This window comes from Streptomyces sp. NPDC090499 (genome assembly GCF_044769305.1).
Taxonomy (GTDB): domain Bacteria; phylum Actinomycetota; class Actinomycetes; order Streptomycetales; family Streptomycetaceae; genus Streptomyces.
This window is the reverse complement of the sequence record NZ_JBIVXP010000010.1, coordinates 310400-325812: the sequence shown is the minus strand read 5'-3', so window position 1 is coordinate 325812 and position 15413 is coordinate 310400. Positions and strand designations below refer to the sequence as shown.

The following is a 15413-nucleotide window of genomic DNA, read 5'->3' as shown; positions in this document are numbered from 1 at the left end:
CGCCCCAGCGGCACGACTGCCCGCAGCCATGTAGCCCCGTAAGGGGCGCTGGGGGTCCCCCGGGCCGGAGGCTGGGGGAGGAACTGCGCGATCGGCGCCCACCGGCCCGCAGTTGACCGCCGACCGAACCGCCCCGCTTCAGAGGGCGACGGTCACCCCTTGACCGCCCCCGTCAGCATCCCCTTCTTGAAGTGCTTCTGGACGAACGGCGAGAGCACCGCCACCGGCAGCAGGGCCATCACCATCACCGCCATCTGCACGGAGAGATAGGACAGCTCGCCCGTCTTGATCGCCTGCCCCAGTCCCACCGGGGCCTGCTGCTTCTGCACCAGCTGGATCATGACGTTCTGCAGCGGCATCTTGTCCTGGTCGTTGAGGTACAGGGACGCGTTGAACCAGGCGCTCCAGTACCCGACCGCGTAGAACAGGGTGATCACGGCCAGCACCGCCCGGGACAGCGGCATGACGATCTGCCACAGGATCCGCAAGTCGCCGGCGCCGTCGATGCGCGCGCTGTCGGTCAGTTCCTGCGAGATGCCCATGAAGAACCCGCGCAGGACGAGGATGTTGAAGACGCTCACCGCGCTCGGGAGGATCAGCGCGAGGTAGCTGTCGGTGAGGCCCAGGGACTGGACCAGCAGGTAGGTGGGGATCAGGCCGGCGCTGAAGAACATCGTCGCCAGCAGCAGCATCAGGAACCAGCGGTGGCCGAGCGAGCCGATGCGCGAGAGGCCGTAGGCGCACAGGACCGACACGCTCATCGAGAACAGCGTGCCGACGACGGTGATCAGGACGGAGATGACGGTGGCCCGGGTGACCTGGCCGCCGCTCAGCAGTTCCCGGTAGGCGACGAAGGTGATGCCCTTGGGGATCATCACGAGGCCGCCCGCCTCGTCGATGGTCTTCCGGGAGGACAGGCTGGTGACGACCACGATCCAGAGCGGGAAGAGGACGGCGAGGCAGGCCAGGGTCAGGACCAGGCCCTTCCCGGCGATACCGGCCCTGCCCGGTTCCTCCTCCCAGACCGGGCGCGGCGGCGCGGCCCACCGGGACGGCGGCCGTTCCCGTACGGGAGGCTTGTCCACGACGGCGGTCATTTCTTGTACACCCCCTGCTCGCCCATGAGATGGGCCACCTTGTTGGCGGCGAGGACCAGACCGAGGCTGACCACGCCCTTGATGAGGCCGGCGGCGGCCGCGTAGCCGAAGTCCTGGTTGCGGACGCCGTTCCACCAGACGAAGGTGTCGAGGACCTCCGAGGCCCCAGGTCCTACGGCGTCGCGCTGGAGGAGGATCTGCTCGAAGCCGACCGTCAGCGCGTCGCCGACCCGCAGGACCAGCAGGAGTGCGATGACCGGGCGCAGGGCGGGGAGCGTCACGTGCCAGATGCGGCGCCAGCGGCCCGCGCCGTCCATCGCGGCGGCCTCGTAGAGGTCCGGGCTCACGGACGCCAGCGCCGCCAGGAAGACGATGATCCCCCAGCCCGCGTCCTTCCAGACGCTCTCCGCGGTGACCAGGAACTTGAAGGTCGACGGGTCGGTCATGATGTCGAGGCCGTCGTAGCCGTGCTGCCGCAGCAGCTGCGAGAGCACGCCCGCGCCGCCGAAGATCTGCTGGAAGACGGAGATGACCAGCACCCAGGAGAAGAAGTGCGGGAGGTACAGCACCGCCTGGGCGATCGCCCGTACCCGGGGCCGGACCACGCTGTTGATGAGCAGAGCGAGGGCGATCGGGATCGGGAAGAACAGCACGAGCTGCAGGAAGAACAGCACCAGGGTGTTGTTCACCGCGTTCCAGAAGGCGGAGTCGGCGAAGATCTGCTGGAAGTTCTCCAGGCCCACCCATGCGCTGTGCAGCATCGAGACGACGCCGTTGTCGCTGACGTACGGGTCGTAGTCCTGGAAGGCGACGATGTTGCCGAGGATCGGCAGGTAGTTGAAGACCAGGAGCAGCAGGACCGCGGGCAGTGTCATCAGGATCAGGGCGCGGTCGCGTCTGAATCTGAGGCGCAGGCCCAGCTTCCCCGTGTGCGCCTTCCTCTTGGTTCCGGTGGCGCCGCCGGGTGCCACCGGAGTCCTCCCCGTACCGTCGTCGTCTGCCTCGGCCCTGCTGCGAGGCACCGTGCTGTGGGACACGGCCGTTCTCCCTTGCCTCGGTGCCGGGTCAGCTCGCCGACGAACCGTTGTCGTCGAGCAGCTTCTGGTACCAGTCGCGCAGCTTGTCGCCGCCCTTGCTCTTCCATTCGGCGACGGCCTGCTGCATGTCGCTGATCTTCTTGCGGCCGCGGGTGATGTCGTCCTCCAGCGTCTCGAAGTCGTCCATGAGGTTGGCGTAGCGGGACGGCTCGGTGATCATCTGGCCGAAGAAGCTGGACTTCCTGGTGAAGGAGCCCATCCGCTGCTGCCACTCGACCTGCGCCTTGGCGACCTCGGGGAAGTCGGGGTGGGCGATGGTGGCCGCGGGGCTCGCGATCATGACGTAGGCGTTGAGGACCTCGTTGTTGCCCCGGGTGGTCTTGGTGGGCACGCCGTTCCTGACGGTGTAGTGGGTGCCCTCGACGCCGTAGTTGGTGGCCATGTACTCCTTGGTGCCGTACGGCGCGGCGGTGGTGTTGGCGACGGCCAGCACGTCGTGGATCACGGACTCGGAGGCCTTCTTGTTGACGAAGGCGAAGATCCCCGCGGGCTGTTCGGCCCAGACCTGCGGGTCGCCGCCGTCGTGGGCGTAGACGTCCATGCCCCAGATCTTGTAGTCCGGGTTCTGGGTGGCCTGTTCGGCGGTGCGGCTCCACCACTGGCTGATGTCGTTGGGGTAGATCAGGAACTCGCCGGCCGCGAACTTGGGGCCCGCGTCGGGGGCGTTCTTGCCCAGCATCGAGTCGGGGTGCACGACCCCGGCGGCGAAGAGCTTGCGGGTCCACTCCAGTGCTTCGAGGTACTCGTCGGTCTCGATGCGGTTGATCAGCTTGCCGTCGACGAGGTTCCAGCCGAGCGGCTTCTCGCTGCCGGACAGCACGCTGAACATCTGCCAGGCGGTCCATTTCATGTCCATGCAGGCCCAGCGCTTGGCCTTGGCGTTGGTGATCTCCTTGGCGAGGGACAGGAACTCGTCCGCCGAGCGCGGGACCTGGTAGCCCTCCTTGTCGAAGATGTCCTTGCGGTAGAAGGGCACGATGTTGGTGACGTACGAGGCCGGCATGGGCAGCCCGCGCAGCTTGCCGCCGAAGATGCAGCGCCGCCAGGCGTCGGTCGGGATGGCGGCGAGGTTCGGGTAGTCCTTCACCTTGTCGCCGGACAGGTACGGCCCCAGGTCGGCGAACTTGCTGATGATGGCGGTGGGTATCTTGCCGCCCATGTTCCAGTTCGGGATGACGACGACGTCCGGCACGTCGCTGGAGGCGAGGACCGCGCCGAGCTTCTGGTCGTAGGTGTTGCCGTCCTGGTTCTGCCACTCGACGTCGACGCCGATCATGTCGTTCATCGCGTTGTAGTAGGGGTTGTCCTGCTTGGGCGGGGAGCCCCAGAACGGCGACATGACGGTGACCTTGCCGCCCTTGCCGAGCTTCTTCGGGACCGAGGTCTTCAGGGTCGCCAGGTCGAGCTTGGCGGTGAAGCCGATCGAGGAGCCGTTCTTCGACGGGATGTCCGGGGTCACCACGTTGTTGGCGACGTACGACGGCAGCAGCTTCTTCGCGTCCTTGCCCGAGGAGGAGCCCCCTCCCGACCCGCTGTCCGACGCCCCGCAGGCGGCGAGCAGCGGCATTCCGCCCGCCACCGCTGCGGTGGCGACTGCCGTGGAGGCGAGGAAACTTCTCCGGCTCGGCCCGGAGGGGGCGGAAGCGGCGTTCGGCGTCATTGCGTCAACCCTTCGTGGCGCACCAGGACACCCGGCGGTGGCCGTCGGCTGCGGTGTCTTGAGTGGAACTGGCTGAGCGGAAGCGATCCTCCGACCACGGCCGTACGTCCCTGGGGCGGACGGGGCCGGTCGGCCGGCCGGTGGTCGCCGGTCGGCCGGTGGTCGCCAGTCGGCTGGTCGACGGGCGGGGCGGTCGGCTAGTCGAAGCGCTTCGATGTTGCTGCGAGGTTAAGTGAACACCCGGGGGTGCACAAGGGTCGCTCCCAAGATTCCTCCGAGGTCGTGGGGATGACCTCTCCTTATGTGCCGCTTGAATTTTCGGTGAGCGTCTCTTGACACCCGACGGTGCGTCGAATGAGCATCGAAGCGCTTCGAAAGCTCCGCGTCGCTCCATCGCAAGGGGAACCGCACGTGACCGCTCAAACGCCGCCCACGCCGCCTTTCCGCGATCCTCGCCTGCCGTTCGCGAAGCGCATCGACGATCTGCTGGCCCGGCTCACCCTGGACGAGAAGGTCTCCTTCCTGCACCAGTTCGCACCCGCCGTCGAGCGGCTGGGCATCGCCGCCTTCCGCACCGGGCAGGAGGCCCTGCACGGGGTGGCCTGGATGGGCCCGGCGACGGTGTTCCCGCAGGCGGTGGGCCTGGGCGCGACCTGGAACACCGAGCTCGTCCGGCGGGTCGGCGAGGCCGTGTCCAAGGAGGTCCGGGCGATGCGGGCCCGCGACGACCGGGTCGGCCTCAACGTCTGGGCGCCGACGGTGAACCTGCTGCGCCACCCGCTCTGGGGCCGCAACGAGGAGGGCTACTCCGAGGACCCGAAACTGACCTCCGCCATCGCCACCGCCTACACCCGCGGCCTGCGTGGCGACCACCCGGTGTACTGGCGCACGGCCCCCGTCCTGAAGCACTGGCTCGCCCACAACAACGAGACGGACCGCGCCACTTCCTCCTCCTCGGTGCGCCCGCGCGTCCTGCACGAGTACGACCTGCGCGCCTTCAGGGAGACCGTGGAGGCGGGCGCGGTGGCCGGCGTGATGCCCGCGTACAACCTGGTCAACGGCCGCCCCAACCACGTCTCCCCGTACCTGCGCGAGCAGTTGCGGACCTGGACGGACGAGGAACTGCTGGTCTGCTCGGACGCCGGTGCGCCCAGCAACCTGGTCGACCACGAGCACTACTTCGCCACCCACGAGGAGGCGACCGCGGCCGCCCTGCTGGCCGGCGTCGACAGCTTCACCGACCACGGCACGGACAGCTCGCAGATCATCGCGCGGGTCGACGGGGCCCTGGCCCAGGGGCTGCTGACGGAGAAGGACATCGACACGGCGGTCCGCCGCCAGCTCTCGGTCCGCTTCCGCCTCGGCGAGTTCGACCCGCACGACGATCCGCACCCGGGTGCCGCCGCGTTCGACACCCCGGCCCACCGCGCCCTCGCCCAGGAGGCGGCCGAGCAGACGGTGGTCCTGCTCAAGAACGACGGCGACCTGCTGCCGCTCGCGTCCGACGCCCGGATCGCCGTGGTCGGTCTGCTCGCCGACGAGTGCAAACTCGACTGGTACAGCGGCACGTTGATCCACCGCGCCACTCCCCTGGAGGGCCTGTACGAGCGGTTCGGCGCGGAGCGCGTGGAGTTCGCGGAGGGGGTGGACCGGGTCCGCCTGCGGCTCGCGGACGGCTCCTTCCTGCACGTGCCGGCCGCCCCCGAGGCCGCCGACGAGGCGCGCGGTGCGGCCGGCGCCCTGGACCCGGCGCTGCTCGCGGGCCGCACGGACCTGCCCCCGCTGACCACCGACGCCACCGGCACCGAGTTCGCCCTGGCCGACTGGGGCGAGGGCGTCCTCACCCTCCGTGCCCCGGACGGCCGGTACCTCTCCGTCGCCGAGGACGGCTTCGTCCGGGCCTCCGCGGACCAGCCCGGCGGCTGGGTCGTCCAGGAGACGTTCCGCCTGGAACCCCACGAGAACGGTCACCTCCTCCGGCACCTCGGCACGGGTCGCCACGTCTCTGTCGCCGCCGACGGGGTGAAGGTTGCCGCCGAAAACGCCTCGATCTTCGAGTTGATCATCGTCGAACGCGGTACGGACGCCGTCACCAGGGTGGCCGCCGCGGCCGACGCGGTCCTGGTGGTCGCGGGCAACGACCCGCACATCAACGGCCGCGAGACCGAGGACCGTACGACCCTGGCGCTGCCCCCGCACCAGGAGCGCCTGCTGCGGGCCGCCCGCGCCGCGAACCCGCACACGGTGCTGGCGCTGGTGTCGTCGTACCCGTACGCGGTGGACGCGGCCCGGCTGCCCGCCGTGCTCTGGACGGCCCACGGCGGCCAGGCGGCGGGCACCGCCCTCGCCCGCGTCCTGGCCGGAGACGTCTCCCCCGCGGGCCGCCTCCCGCAGACCTGGTACGCGGCCGACGCCGACCTTCCCGACCTGCTCGACTACGACCTGCTCGGCGCCCGCCAGACGTACCTCTACTTCGAGGGCACCCCGCTGTTCCCCTTCGGCCACGGCCTGTCGTACGCGTCCTTCTCCTACGCGGACCTGGCGACCGAGGTGACGGACGGAACGCTCCGGGTCTCCTTCACGGTCGCCAACACGGGTGCCGTAGCGGCGGACGAGGTGGCCCAGTTCTACACCCGGGCCGTCGAGCCGTCGGCGGTACGCCCGCGCCGCGAACTCCTCGCCCACCGCCGGCTCACCCTCGCGCCCGGCGAACGAACCGCGCTGGCCTTCGAAGTCCCGCTCTCCGCTTTCGAGTTCTGGGACGTGGCCCGCAGCGGACGGCGCCGCGAACCGGGCCCGTACGACGTCCTGGTCGGCGCGTCCAGCGCGGACATCCGCCTCCGTACGACGGTGGTCCTCGACGGCGAGCCGACCGCGCCGCGGGCCCTCACCTCCGGATCCGGCCTGGAACCGGCGGACTTCGACGAGCAGTCGGGCATCGCGATCGTGGACCGCACCCGGACGGCGGGCGACGCGGTCACGCCCGCGGGCGACGGCACGGGCGAACTCGTCTACCGGAACTGCGACTTCGGCACCGGTACGACGGAGGTCACGGCCCGGGTGGCGGGCCGGGGCACCCTGGAACTGTCCCTCGACGGCGCCCCGCCGCTGGCCGTACTCACCCTCGACGAGCCGACCGCCGACGCGTACACCTACACCGCCCTCACGGCCCCCCTCGCCGCCGAGGGCGTGCACGACCTCCACCTCGGACTGCGCGGCCCGCTACGGATCGCGCACGTCGGCTTCTCCGGTTGAGGGTCCGGAACAGCCGACACAGCGAAGGGCCCGGCACCGTACGACATCGGCGCCGGGCCTTTCCGCGATCTTCATGTCCGAACGGCTCGTCGTCTCCTCGACGGTCCGTCCGAGTCCGGCGACGCGGCCAGTAGAACCGGCTGACGGACATGTCCTCCCGAGAGATCCGCATGCCCCTCGGCGAGGTCGTCGCAGTACTGCGGGACCTGAACGAGTTCGCTGCTTCCCTCGACCGACTCGGATCCCGCCAGACATCCGGAACCGCCGACGAGTACACCGTCGGCAAATTCATCGCCGACCGGGAGGTCGCTCGGCGATTGGCCCGCGCCCGAGGCATCATCAGCGTCGCGCTGGATGCACAACTGAGCGAGGAAGACAACGCCGAGATCGACGCCCTGTGCGACCAGGGACGCTTCTACGGCACGGACAGCTCCATCAGCCCCCTGACCGGTCCAGCTGAGACAGCAGTGCATCGGGCCGGACCAATCGAGGCAGGGATCAGGCCGGCCCAGCACCTGGTACTTGACCAGCAAGATCACGATCTGCAACTGGAGTATTCAGTCGGGTCGCCCGGGGGAATCTCACCCCCGGGCTCCCACGGAACCGTACGTGACAGTCTCCCGTCATACGGCTCTTGTCGTTCTGGGCCTCGCCCCTGCCGGGGCCGCCCAGGTCCAGTGAGCGAAGTACTTCGGGCGCTCCGTGTGGCCTCGGGCCAACCGTCGCAGGGCTTGTTTCGTCCCGATCCGGTACTTCTTCTGGATCCACCGCAGCAAGTAGGTGTTGATGCGGTCGAGCAGCGGATACAACGCTGAGCGGTAGAAGCGCCCGTAGTAGTTCATCCATCCCCTGACCACCGCATTGACCGTCCGTGCCAGGTCAGATGAGTCCTGCGCCGTGCGCCGGTGCAGTCTCCAGGACCGCACTGTCCTGCTCAGCCTCTTCAGGGCTTGGTTACTGATCGCGGGTAGGAACGCGGTGGACATCACCCCGTGTCTGTCCTTGGCTCCTCGTGGCCGGAACGTGAACCCCAGGAACGTGAACTCGGTGACCGCAAACCGGCCCCGGCGGTTGTCGTCCTTGCAGTACACGATCCTGGTCTTGTCCGGATGCAGCTCCAGACCGGCCTCGGCCATCCTGGACCGCAGCGCGGCCAGGACCCGTTCCGCTTCCGCCAGGGTGCGGCAGTGCACCACCGCATCGTCGGCGTACCGCTCGAACGGGCAGCCCGGGTACTCCCGGACCATCCACGCGTCGAACGCATAGTGCAGAAACAGGTTCGCCAGGACGGGCGACACCGCAGAACCCTGTGGCGCGCCCTCCACCCTTTCCGTCGTGGACCCGTCGGACAGGCGCAGCCCCGCGGCCAGCCACCGCTTGGCATACAGCACCACCCAACGGGCGTCGGTGTGCGCCTCGACCGCGGCCACCACCTTGTCCCACGGGACGGTGTCGAAGAACTTCCGGATGTCGAACTCGACCACCCAGTCGAACCGCCAGCACCGCTCCCGGCAGGACGCGACGGCGTCCAGTGCCGACTTGCCCGGCCGATATCCGAAGGAGTCCGGGTGGAAGATCTGCTCCACCCGCTCCGACAGATGTCCGGCCACCACCGTCTGCGCGACCCTGTCAGCGACGGTGGGCACCGCCAGCACCCTGGTGCCACCCCCGCTCTTGGGGACCGGCACCGCTTTGACGTCCGGCGGGAAGTACGTGCCCGACGACATCCGGTTCCAGACCTTGTACAAGTTGTTCTTCAGGTCCCTGTCGAACGCCTCGACCGACACCCCGTCCACCCCGGACGAGCCCTTGTTCCCTCTCACCTTCATCCAGGCGTCCCACACCTCCTGCTTGGAGATGTCGAACGGCTTGGCCGACGCTTTCAACTCGTCCATTCCGATCCTCCCGGAGAACTTCCGGTTGACCGAACAAACCAGTCACGAACGACCCGGCCCCTTCGCTCCACCCCGATTACCGGGGCTTCCCCACTACTACGAGCCGGTCCGCCGGCGCGCCGCGCGATGGTACTCAACACCCGGCCGGACGACTTCCGCACCGGGCTCTCCCTGTCGCCCCGGCCGCTGAGCCAGGGCAGTATCGCCACACGCCTTCCCACGTTCCGCACGGAAGCCGCAGACCGGGCTCGCGCCGCCTTCATGCCGGACACCGCCTGGCCAATAAGCGGTCACCCGCCAGGCTCATCCCGGGATCCTGAAGTCACCCCGGTTTCGATGTCACTTACTACTTACGACACGTCATCAGCGGTTCACTCGCGTTCGCCTTCCCGGGCCCCACCTGACGCCTGGCCGGCGCCTTTTCCCCGGACGCTCACCACGACGGTCTTCAGCCAACGCAGCTCGGGGCGGTTTGACGCCTCCCACCGCAGGGCGACGCCGAAGGGCCAAGACCTTCATCTTCCGCACAGCACCACATCAAGTAGGGTCTCTGCCTACATCAACCTCACTCTCAGTGTTCGTGGCACACCTCCAGCCGTAGATCGCTGGTGCGGCGTCCGACCGACTGCGCCTACGGGTGCGTGTCCGTGATCGCGATGACCTCGTCGAGGCGGTCCAGGGCAGCCTGCAAGTCGTCGACCTTGGCCTGGATGCGGTCCCGCTCGGAGCGCAGCATGGCTCGTTGCTCGGGGTCGGTGTGCCCGGAGTCCCAGCACGGAAGGAGTTCCGTGATCCTTCGGCTGGTCAGGCCGGCGGCGAACATCTGCTGGAAGAAGCGGACCAAGGTGACGGCATCCTGCTGGTACAGGCGCTGGCCGGACGGGCTGCGCTCGGCGGTGAGCAGCCCCTGCTGCTCGTAGTAGCGCACGGCGCGTACCGAGACGCCGGCACCCCGCGCCACCTCGCCGATGCGGATCAGCCGCTCGCCCGCGGCCTCCGTGACGGTCATGGCGATTCCTCTCCCCCGGCCCCGATGATCAGCACTTGCCTCTGACGTTAGCGTCAGGTTCTAGCGTACGGGGCATGGACATCACCAACTCAGTTGCCCTTGTCACCGGAGCCAACCGCGGCCTGGGCCGCGCCTTCGCCCAGCGCCTGCTCGAACGGGGCGCCCGCAAGGTCTACGCGACGGCCCGCCGACCGGAGACCGTGGACCTGCCCGGGGTCGAGGTGCTGCCCCTGGACATCGCCGATCCCGCATCCGTGAGGGCCGCAGCCGAGGCCGCCCCGGACGTCTCGCTGCTCATCAACAACGCGGGGATCCAGACGGGGACCGACCTGGTGACCGGTTCGCTGGACGCGGTGCGGCACGAGCTGGAGACCAACATGTTCGGCCACCTGGGAATGATCCGGGAGTTCGCGCCGGCGCTCGCCAGGAACGGCGGGGGCGCGATCGTCAACGTCCTCTCCGCCATGTCGTGGTTCGGGGGCAAGGGCGCCAATGCCTACCATCTGACCAAGGCCGCCGCCTGGGCCATGACCAACGGCGTCCGCCTGGAACTCGCCGAGCAGGGCACGCTCGTCACAGCCGTGCACCTCGGCCTGGCCGACACCGACATGGCCGCGGGCTGGCCCGTGGCCAAGATCGCGCCGTCGGACCTGGCCGACGCGGCGCTCGACGGTGTCGAGGCGGGCGCCGCCGAGGTCCTCGCCGACCAGTGGAGTCGGGACGTCAAGTCCCGGCTGCCGCTGGCGCCGGAAGAATTCAACGCCGCGATGGACCGCGCCCTGGCAGCGCTAACGGCGGCATGAGGGGCCCCTCGGGGCGCACTGCCTTCGGTCGGTTGCTTCTGAGGTCGGTCGATTCATACTCCATCCGCAGTCGTGGATCTTCGTGCTGTGGCCTCGCGTCGGCGGTAGTGGCAGTCGCGGGCGCGGTCCTGGTGTCGACGACGCCATAGGGACCAGTGCAGGCGATGGTCGCGTTGGCCGTTCGGGGATACGGCGGGCAGGGCGAATAGTCGCTGTATTTCGTTGCAGGTGAGGGCGATGAGTCCGGTGGGGGCGGGGTGTTCGTAGTGCTCGTCGGCGCGGATGACGGCCAGGAAGGCATGGGCGAGCATCGCGAGGGTCACCCAACGCGGCCAGGGGGTGTGGCGGCGGACCTTGTGCTCATCCAGGCCTGCGAGGCCCTTGCCGGCCTGGATGGTCTCCTCGATCTTCCAGCGGGTTCCGGCGACGCGGACCGGGGCGGGCAGCGCCACTGGCCGTGGGCCGGAACAGCGGTAGTAGGCCACCTGGCCGGTGGTGCGGTTGCGGCGGAACGAACATCGCCCCCTGGGGATATTCGGGAAGATTGCAGGCCATTCCGCCTTCTCGGAGAGCGCCGGGATACTCCGGCAGGGGATGGGGGAGATTCCCGCCGGGGAGCGCGCACGCATTGCCGAGTATCTGCGCTCCGGTACCTCCGTCATCGCCCTGATGGGATTCTCGGAGGACATCCTGGGCAACAAGTTCTCCCGGTCCGGCGGCACCGCCATCATGAGCGACGGACGGTTCTTCTGGCGGCTCGACGCGGCTGACTACGTGGAGCATTACGGGATCGGGCTGCCGGAGGAGTTCCTCTCCCACGGCGTGGCTCGGCAGTGGGTTGCGCCGGTCCTCTCCCGTGAGGAGGTGGCCGCCGTCGACCGCCGTCTGATGGAGCTCAGGCGGAGCAACCGGGTCTGAGTCACGCCGCGGACACACCACGGCCGCAGCCCCCGCACAGTGGGCTGCGGCCGTTCTCGGTGTCGGTCCGGGGGCTCGGTCTCAGAGGGCGAGGCCCGTGAGCACCAGGACGCGCTCGTAGGTGTAGTCGTCCATCGCGAACCTGACGCCCTCGCGGCCGACGCCGGACTGCTTGGCGCCGCCGTACGGCATCTGGTCGGCGCGGTAGGAGGGGACGTCTCCGACGATCACGCCGCCGACCTCCAGCGCGCGGTGGGCGCGGAAGGCGGCCTGGACGTCGTGGGTGAACACGCCCGCCTGGAGGCCGTACTTGGAGTCGTTGACGGCGGCGAAGGCCTCGGCCTCGCCGTTGACCTTCTGCACGGTGAGGACGGGGCCGAAGATCTCCTCGTGGGAGAGGGTGGTGCCGGCCGGGACGTCGGTGAGGACGGTCGGCGCGTAGGTGGCGCCGTCGCGGTCGCCCCCGGTGACCAGGGTGGCGCCGTCCTCGACGGCCTCCTTCACCCACGCCTCGACGCGCTCGGCCGCGGCCTCGCTGACCAGCGGGCCGACGTCGGTCCGGTCGTCGGCCGGGTCGCCGGTGGCCTGGGCCTCGACGGCGGCGACGATGCGCGGGAGGAGGCGGTCGTAGACGGACGCGTCGGCGATGACCCGCTGCACCGAGATGCAGGACTGGCCGCCCTGGTAGTTGGAGAAGGTCGCGATGCGGGTCGCGGCCCAGTCGAGGTCGGCGTCGGAGGAGTAGTCGCCCAGGACCACGGCCGCGCCGTTGCCGCCGAGTTCCAGGGTGCAGTGCTTGCGGGGCACCGAGTCCATGATCGAGTAACCGACCTTCTCGGAACCGGTGAACGAGATGACGGGGAGGCGCTCGTCCTGGACGAGGGCGGCCATCTTGTCGTTGGCGACCGGGAGGATCGACCACGAGCCGGCCGGGAGACCGGTCGTCTCGGCGAGCAGGTCGCCGATGATCAGGCCGGAGAGCGGGGTCGCGGGGGCCGGCTTCAGGATGATCGGCACGCCGGCCGCGATCGCCGGGGCGATCTTGTGGGCGCACAGGTTGAGGGGGAAGTTGAACGGCGCGATGCCGAGGACGACGCCCTTCGGGAAGCGGCGGGTGAGCGCGAGGCGGCCCTGGCCGCCGAGATCGGTGTCGAGGCGCTGGGCCTCGCCGCCGTTGAAGCGGCGGGCTTCCTCGGCCGCGAACCGGAACACGGACACGGCGCGGCCGACCTCGCCGCGGGCCCACTTGATCGGCTTGCCGTTCTCGGCGGAGATCAGCTGGGCTATCTCCTCGGTGCGCTCGACGAGGCGCCGGCTGACGTGGTCGAGGGCGGCGGCGCGGACGTGGGCCGGGGCGGCGGCGAACTCGTCCCGTACGGCGTACGCGGCGGCGACGGCTTCCTCGACCTGGGCGTCGGTGGGCACGCTGACCTTGCCGACGAGACGGGCGTCCCACGGGTTGGTGACGTCGAAGGTGTCCTCGCCGGTGGCCTGGCGGCCGGCGAGCCAGAAGGCGTGGGTGGCGGTCATTGCGAGTCCCGGCCCTTCCGCGTTGGGGGTGGGTGTGTGCAGGGTGTTCGGGTCCACGGTAGGTCGGCGGGGGCGGGGGTGCGTTTGTCCGGGGTGTAGTGGTGGGGGCGGGGGGTGCGCCGGATTGGCATGGTCCGGGGGTGCCCCGCCTTTTCCTCGCCCCCGCCGCCCCTACCCGTCCCATCTTCCAGGGGGTGGCCCCCCTTCGACCGCCCGCTCCGGTGGCTGCCGCCCCCGAACCCCCGCTTCGGCCTGAACGGCCTCGTCCTCAAGCGCCGGACGGGCTGGAGAGTGGGGGCGCAGGACGGTCGTCGTCCTCAAACGCCGGACGGGCTGAAAAGACTGGAGCGCCGGACGGGCTGGAGGGTGGGTGCGGGTGCGGGACGGTTGGTGCAGGGTGGGCTTCTGCTTTCGGCGCCGGGCGGGGAGAGAAACCCAGGGGCGCGGGGAACTGCGCGACCGGCCCCCGTCGGGCCGCGGACGGCAGCCGGTCTGCGGAGGCGGGGAGGTCTCGGCGGAGCGAGTCGGGTGGGTGGGTGGGAAGCCCAGCCCGCGGCGGGCGAGCTTGGCACCCGGCTACTCCCCCGACGTCGCCTTCAGCGCCAGCCACAGTTCCATCCGGACGTCCGGGTCGTCGAGGGAGCGGCCCAGGATCTCCTCCACCCTGCGCATCCGGTAGCGCAGGGTATGCCGGTGGACGCCCAGGTCGGCCGCCGCCGCGTCCCACTGGCCGTGCCGGGAGAGCCAGGCACGGAGGGAGGCGACCAGGTCACCCCGGCCGGTCGCGTCGTGCTCGTACAGCGGCCTGAGCAGACCGTCGGCGAACGCCTTCACCGCGTCGTCGGCGAGGAGCGGAAGGACCGAGCCCGACGCCAGCTGGTCGTGCTCGACCAGGACCCGGCCCCTGCGGCGGGCGACGGACAGCGCCTGTTCGGCCTGCTTGTAGGCGGCCGCCGCGGCGATCGGGCCGGACGGCGCGGAGAGGCCCACCACCAGTTCGTCGTCCTCGCCTGCGCCCTGCTCGGCCGGCACCGCCCGCGCCGCCTCCCGTGCCGCCGCGTACTCCACGCCCGCCGCCACCGCCGCGCCCCCGTCCGCGGCCAGCACCACCAGCCGCTTCCCGTCCGGCACCAGCAGCACCGCCTCCCCGGCACGGGCCGCGGCCGACTCCACCGCCTCGGTGAGACCGGCCAGCGCCTCGGCGCCGCCCGCGTCCGCGACGATCATCCGGAAGGGGGCGTCGAGCAATCCGCCGTACAGATCCCCGGCGACCCCGCGGGCGTGGTCCGGCTGTCCGGCCAGCAGCATGCGCAGCACCGCCGCCCCGACCCGCTGCTCGGCCGCGTGCAGCGAGCGGGAGCGTTCCGTCGTGAGGGTGAGGAGGGCGATCGCGGAGTGGACGGCGTAGCGCTCCGCCGTACCGAGCGCCGAGGCCGTGCCGACCGCCAGGGCCGCGCGCGGGCGGCGGCCGGTGCCGAGGGAGTGCAGCTCCACCCGGTCCTCGTTGTCGGGGCCGCCGACCACCGAGGACGCCGGTGCCGGGCGCTCCCGCAGCCGCTCCACCTCCGCCGTCAGGCGGGCCGCCCGGCGCCCCGCCCACTCCGGTGCCGTCGCGACGACCGCGCCGGAGGCGTCGTACAGCGCCGCCCAGCCGTCCACCTGGGCGGCGAGCGCGGCGAGCAGGCCCTCGGGGCCGGCGTTCAGGGCCTGCCTGGTCAGTTCGCGCTGGGCGGCGAAGCCCGCCGTCACCGCCCGGTACTGGTCGGCCGCGATCGCCGCCGAGACCGCCTTGCTGATGGCGAGGAAGGGGGTGCGGCGCGGTACTTCGAGCAGCGGCAGGCCCTCGCGCTCCGCCGCGTCGACCAGGGCCTTGGGGATCTCGTCGTAGTTGACCCCGACGGCGAAGCCGAGGCCCACCACACCGGCTCCGACCAGCCGTTTCACGTACTTCCGCATCGCCTCCGGATCCTCCGCGTCCAGCTTCAGCGCGGTGATCAGGAGCAGTTCCCCGCCCTCCATGTACGGCACCGGGTCGGCGAGTTCGCTGACATGGGCCCAGCGCACGGGCACGTCGAGGCGGTCCTCGCCCGCGCGCACGGTCAGTTTGAGCGCGGAGTGGTGGACGAGCGAGGCGAGCGTCGGTGGCATC

At 70.3% G+C, this 15413-nt stretch carries 12 protein-coding genes; 3 read left to right on the top strand and 9 right to left on the bottom strand.

Features of this window, described 5'->3' with window-relative positions; genetic code table 11:
- Positions 1 to 152: 152 nt before the first annotated feature.
- From ACIQVL_RS33115 to ACIQVL_RS33105, 3 genes are read right to left on the bottom strand one after another with little or no spacing between them, the layout of a single operon-like run.
- Positions 153 to 1097, bottom strand: a complete 945-nt coding sequence (locus ACIQVL_RS33115) for a carbohydrate ABC transporter permease (RefSeq protein WP_403477180.1) — start codon at positions 1095 to 1097, stop codon at positions 153 to 155.
- Entirely contained in the window at positions 1094 to 2134 is a 1041-nt protein-coding gene (locus ACIQVL_RS33110) for an ABC transporter permease (protein ID WP_403442329.1), read from the bottom strand. The genes ACIQVL_RS33115 and ACIQVL_RS33110 overlap by 4 nt, the downstream gene beginning before the upstream one ends.
- A 28-nt stretch (positions 2135 to 2162) precedes the next feature.
- The gene (locus ACIQVL_RS33105; protein ID WP_403477179.1) at positions 2163 to 3854 is read right to left on the bottom strand and encodes an extracellular solute-binding protein; all 1692 of its coding nucleotides are present in this window, start codon (positions 3852 to 3854) and stop codon (positions 2163 to 2165) included.
- Between the two features lie 411 nt (positions 3855 to 4265).
- On the opposite strand from ACIQVL_RS33105, the gene ACIQVL_RS33100 reads away from it, so the two are divergent.
- Positions 4266 to 7109, top strand: coding sequence for a glycoside hydrolase family 3 C-terminal domain-containing protein (locus ACIQVL_RS33100; protein ID WP_403477178.1), 2844 nt, complete (start codon positions 4266 to 4268; stop codon positions 7107 to 7109).
- 71 nt (positions 7110 to 7180) lie between these two features.
- Here ACIQVL_RS33100 and ACIQVL_RS33095 read toward each other — a convergent pair whose 3' ends face one another.
- The 3 genes from ACIQVL_RS33095 to ACIQVL_RS33085 all read right to left on the bottom strand — a co-directional run bounded on the left by ACIQVL_RS33095 (position 7181) and on the right by ACIQVL_RS33085 (position 10013).
- Positions 7181 to 7657, bottom strand: a complete 477-nt coding sequence (locus tag ACIQVL_RS33095; protein ID WP_403477177.1) for a hypothetical protein — start codon at positions 7655 to 7657, stop codon at positions 7181 to 7183.
- Between the two features lie 75 nt (positions 7658 to 7732).
- A complete protein-coding gene (gene ltrA, locus ACIQVL_RS33090) occupies positions 7733 to 9004 on the bottom strand; it encodes a group II intron reverse transcriptase/maturase (RefSeq protein ID WP_403477176.1) in 1272 nt (423 codons plus the stop codon).
- 631 nt (positions 9005 to 9635) lie between these two features.
- The gene (locus tag ACIQVL_RS33085; protein WP_403477175.1) at positions 9636 to 10013 is read right to left on the bottom strand and encodes a MerR family transcriptional regulator; all 378 of its coding nucleotides are present in this window, start codon (positions 10011 to 10013) and stop codon (positions 9636 to 9638) included.
- Between the two features lie 74 nt (positions 10014 to 10087).
- On the opposite strand from ACIQVL_RS33085, the gene ACIQVL_RS33080 reads away from it, so the two are divergent.
- Positions 10088 to 10816: an SDR family oxidoreductase gene (locus tag ACIQVL_RS33080; RefSeq protein ID WP_403477174.1), complete on the top strand. Its 729-nt coding sequence runs from the start codon at positions 10088 to 10090 to the stop codon at positions 10814 to 10816.
- 53 nt (positions 10817 to 10869) lie between these two features.
- Here the strand turns inward: ACIQVL_RS33080 and ACIQVL_RS33075 are convergent, their stop codons facing one another.
- Positions 10870 to 11301 carry a hypothetical protein gene (locus ACIQVL_RS33075; RefSeq protein ID WP_403477173.1) on the bottom strand — a complete coding sequence of 144 codons (432 nt, stop codon included), beginning with the start codon at positions 11299 to 11301 and terminating at the stop codon, positions 10870 to 10872.
- A gap of 109 nt (positions 11302 to 11410) precedes the next feature.
- On the opposite strand from ACIQVL_RS33075, the gene ACIQVL_RS33070 reads away from it, so the two are divergent.
- Positions 11411 to 11734, top strand: coding sequence for a hypothetical protein (locus ACIQVL_RS33070; protein ID WP_403442347.1), 324 nt, complete (start codon positions 11411 to 11413; stop codon positions 11732 to 11734).
- Between the two features lie 81 nt (positions 11735 to 11815).
- Here the strand turns inward: ACIQVL_RS33070 and ACIQVL_RS33065 are convergent, their stop codons facing one another.
- On the bottom strand, positions 11816 to 13264 hold the full coding sequence (locus ACIQVL_RS33065; RefSeq protein WP_403477172.1) for an aldehyde dehydrogenase family protein: 1449 nt from the start codon (positions 13262 to 13264) through the stop codon (positions 11816 to 11818).
- A gap of 576 nt (positions 13265 to 13840) precedes the next feature.
- Positions 13841 to 15412, bottom strand: coding sequence for a PucR family transcriptional regulator (locus tag ACIQVL_RS33060; RefSeq protein ID WP_403477171.1), 1572 nt, complete (start codon positions 15410 to 15412; stop codon positions 13841 to 13843).
- Position 15413 lies beyond the last annotated feature (1 nt).

Bases quoted from the DNA above. Each gene is read 5' to 3' on its own strand.
- ACIQVL_RS33115 (WP_403477180.1), bottom strand. From the start codon at position 1,097: ATGACCGCCGTCGTGGACAAGCCTCCCGTACGGGAACGGCCGCCGTCC.
- ACIQVL_RS33105 (WP_403477179.1), bottom strand. From the start codon at position 3,854: ATGACGCCGAACGCCGCTTCCGCCCCCTCCGGGCCGAGCCGGAGAAGT.
- ltrA (WP_403477176.1), bottom strand. From the start codon at position 9,004: ATGGACGAGTTGAAAGCGTCGGCCAAGCCGTTCGACATCTCCAAGCAG.
- ACIQVL_RS33085 (WP_403477175.1), bottom strand. From the start codon at position 10,013: ATGACCGTCACGGAGGCCGCGGGCGAGCGGCTGATCCGCATCGGCGAG.
- ACIQVL_RS33080 (WP_403477174.1), top strand. From the start codon at position 10,088: ATGGACATCACCAACTCAGTTGCCCTTGTCACCGGAGCCAACCGCGGC.
- ACIQVL_RS33070 (WP_403442347.1), top strand. From the start codon at position 11,411: ATGGGGGAGATTCCCGCCGGGGAGCGCGCACGCATTGCCGAGTATCTG.
- ACIQVL_RS33065 (WP_403477172.1), bottom strand. From the start codon at position 13,264: ATGACCGCCACCCACGCCTTCTGGCTCGCCGGCCGCCAGGCCACCGGC.
- ACIQVL_RS33060 (WP_403477171.1), bottom strand. From the start codon at position 15,412: ATGCCACCGACGCTCGCCTCGCTCGTCCACCACTCCGCGCTCAAACTG.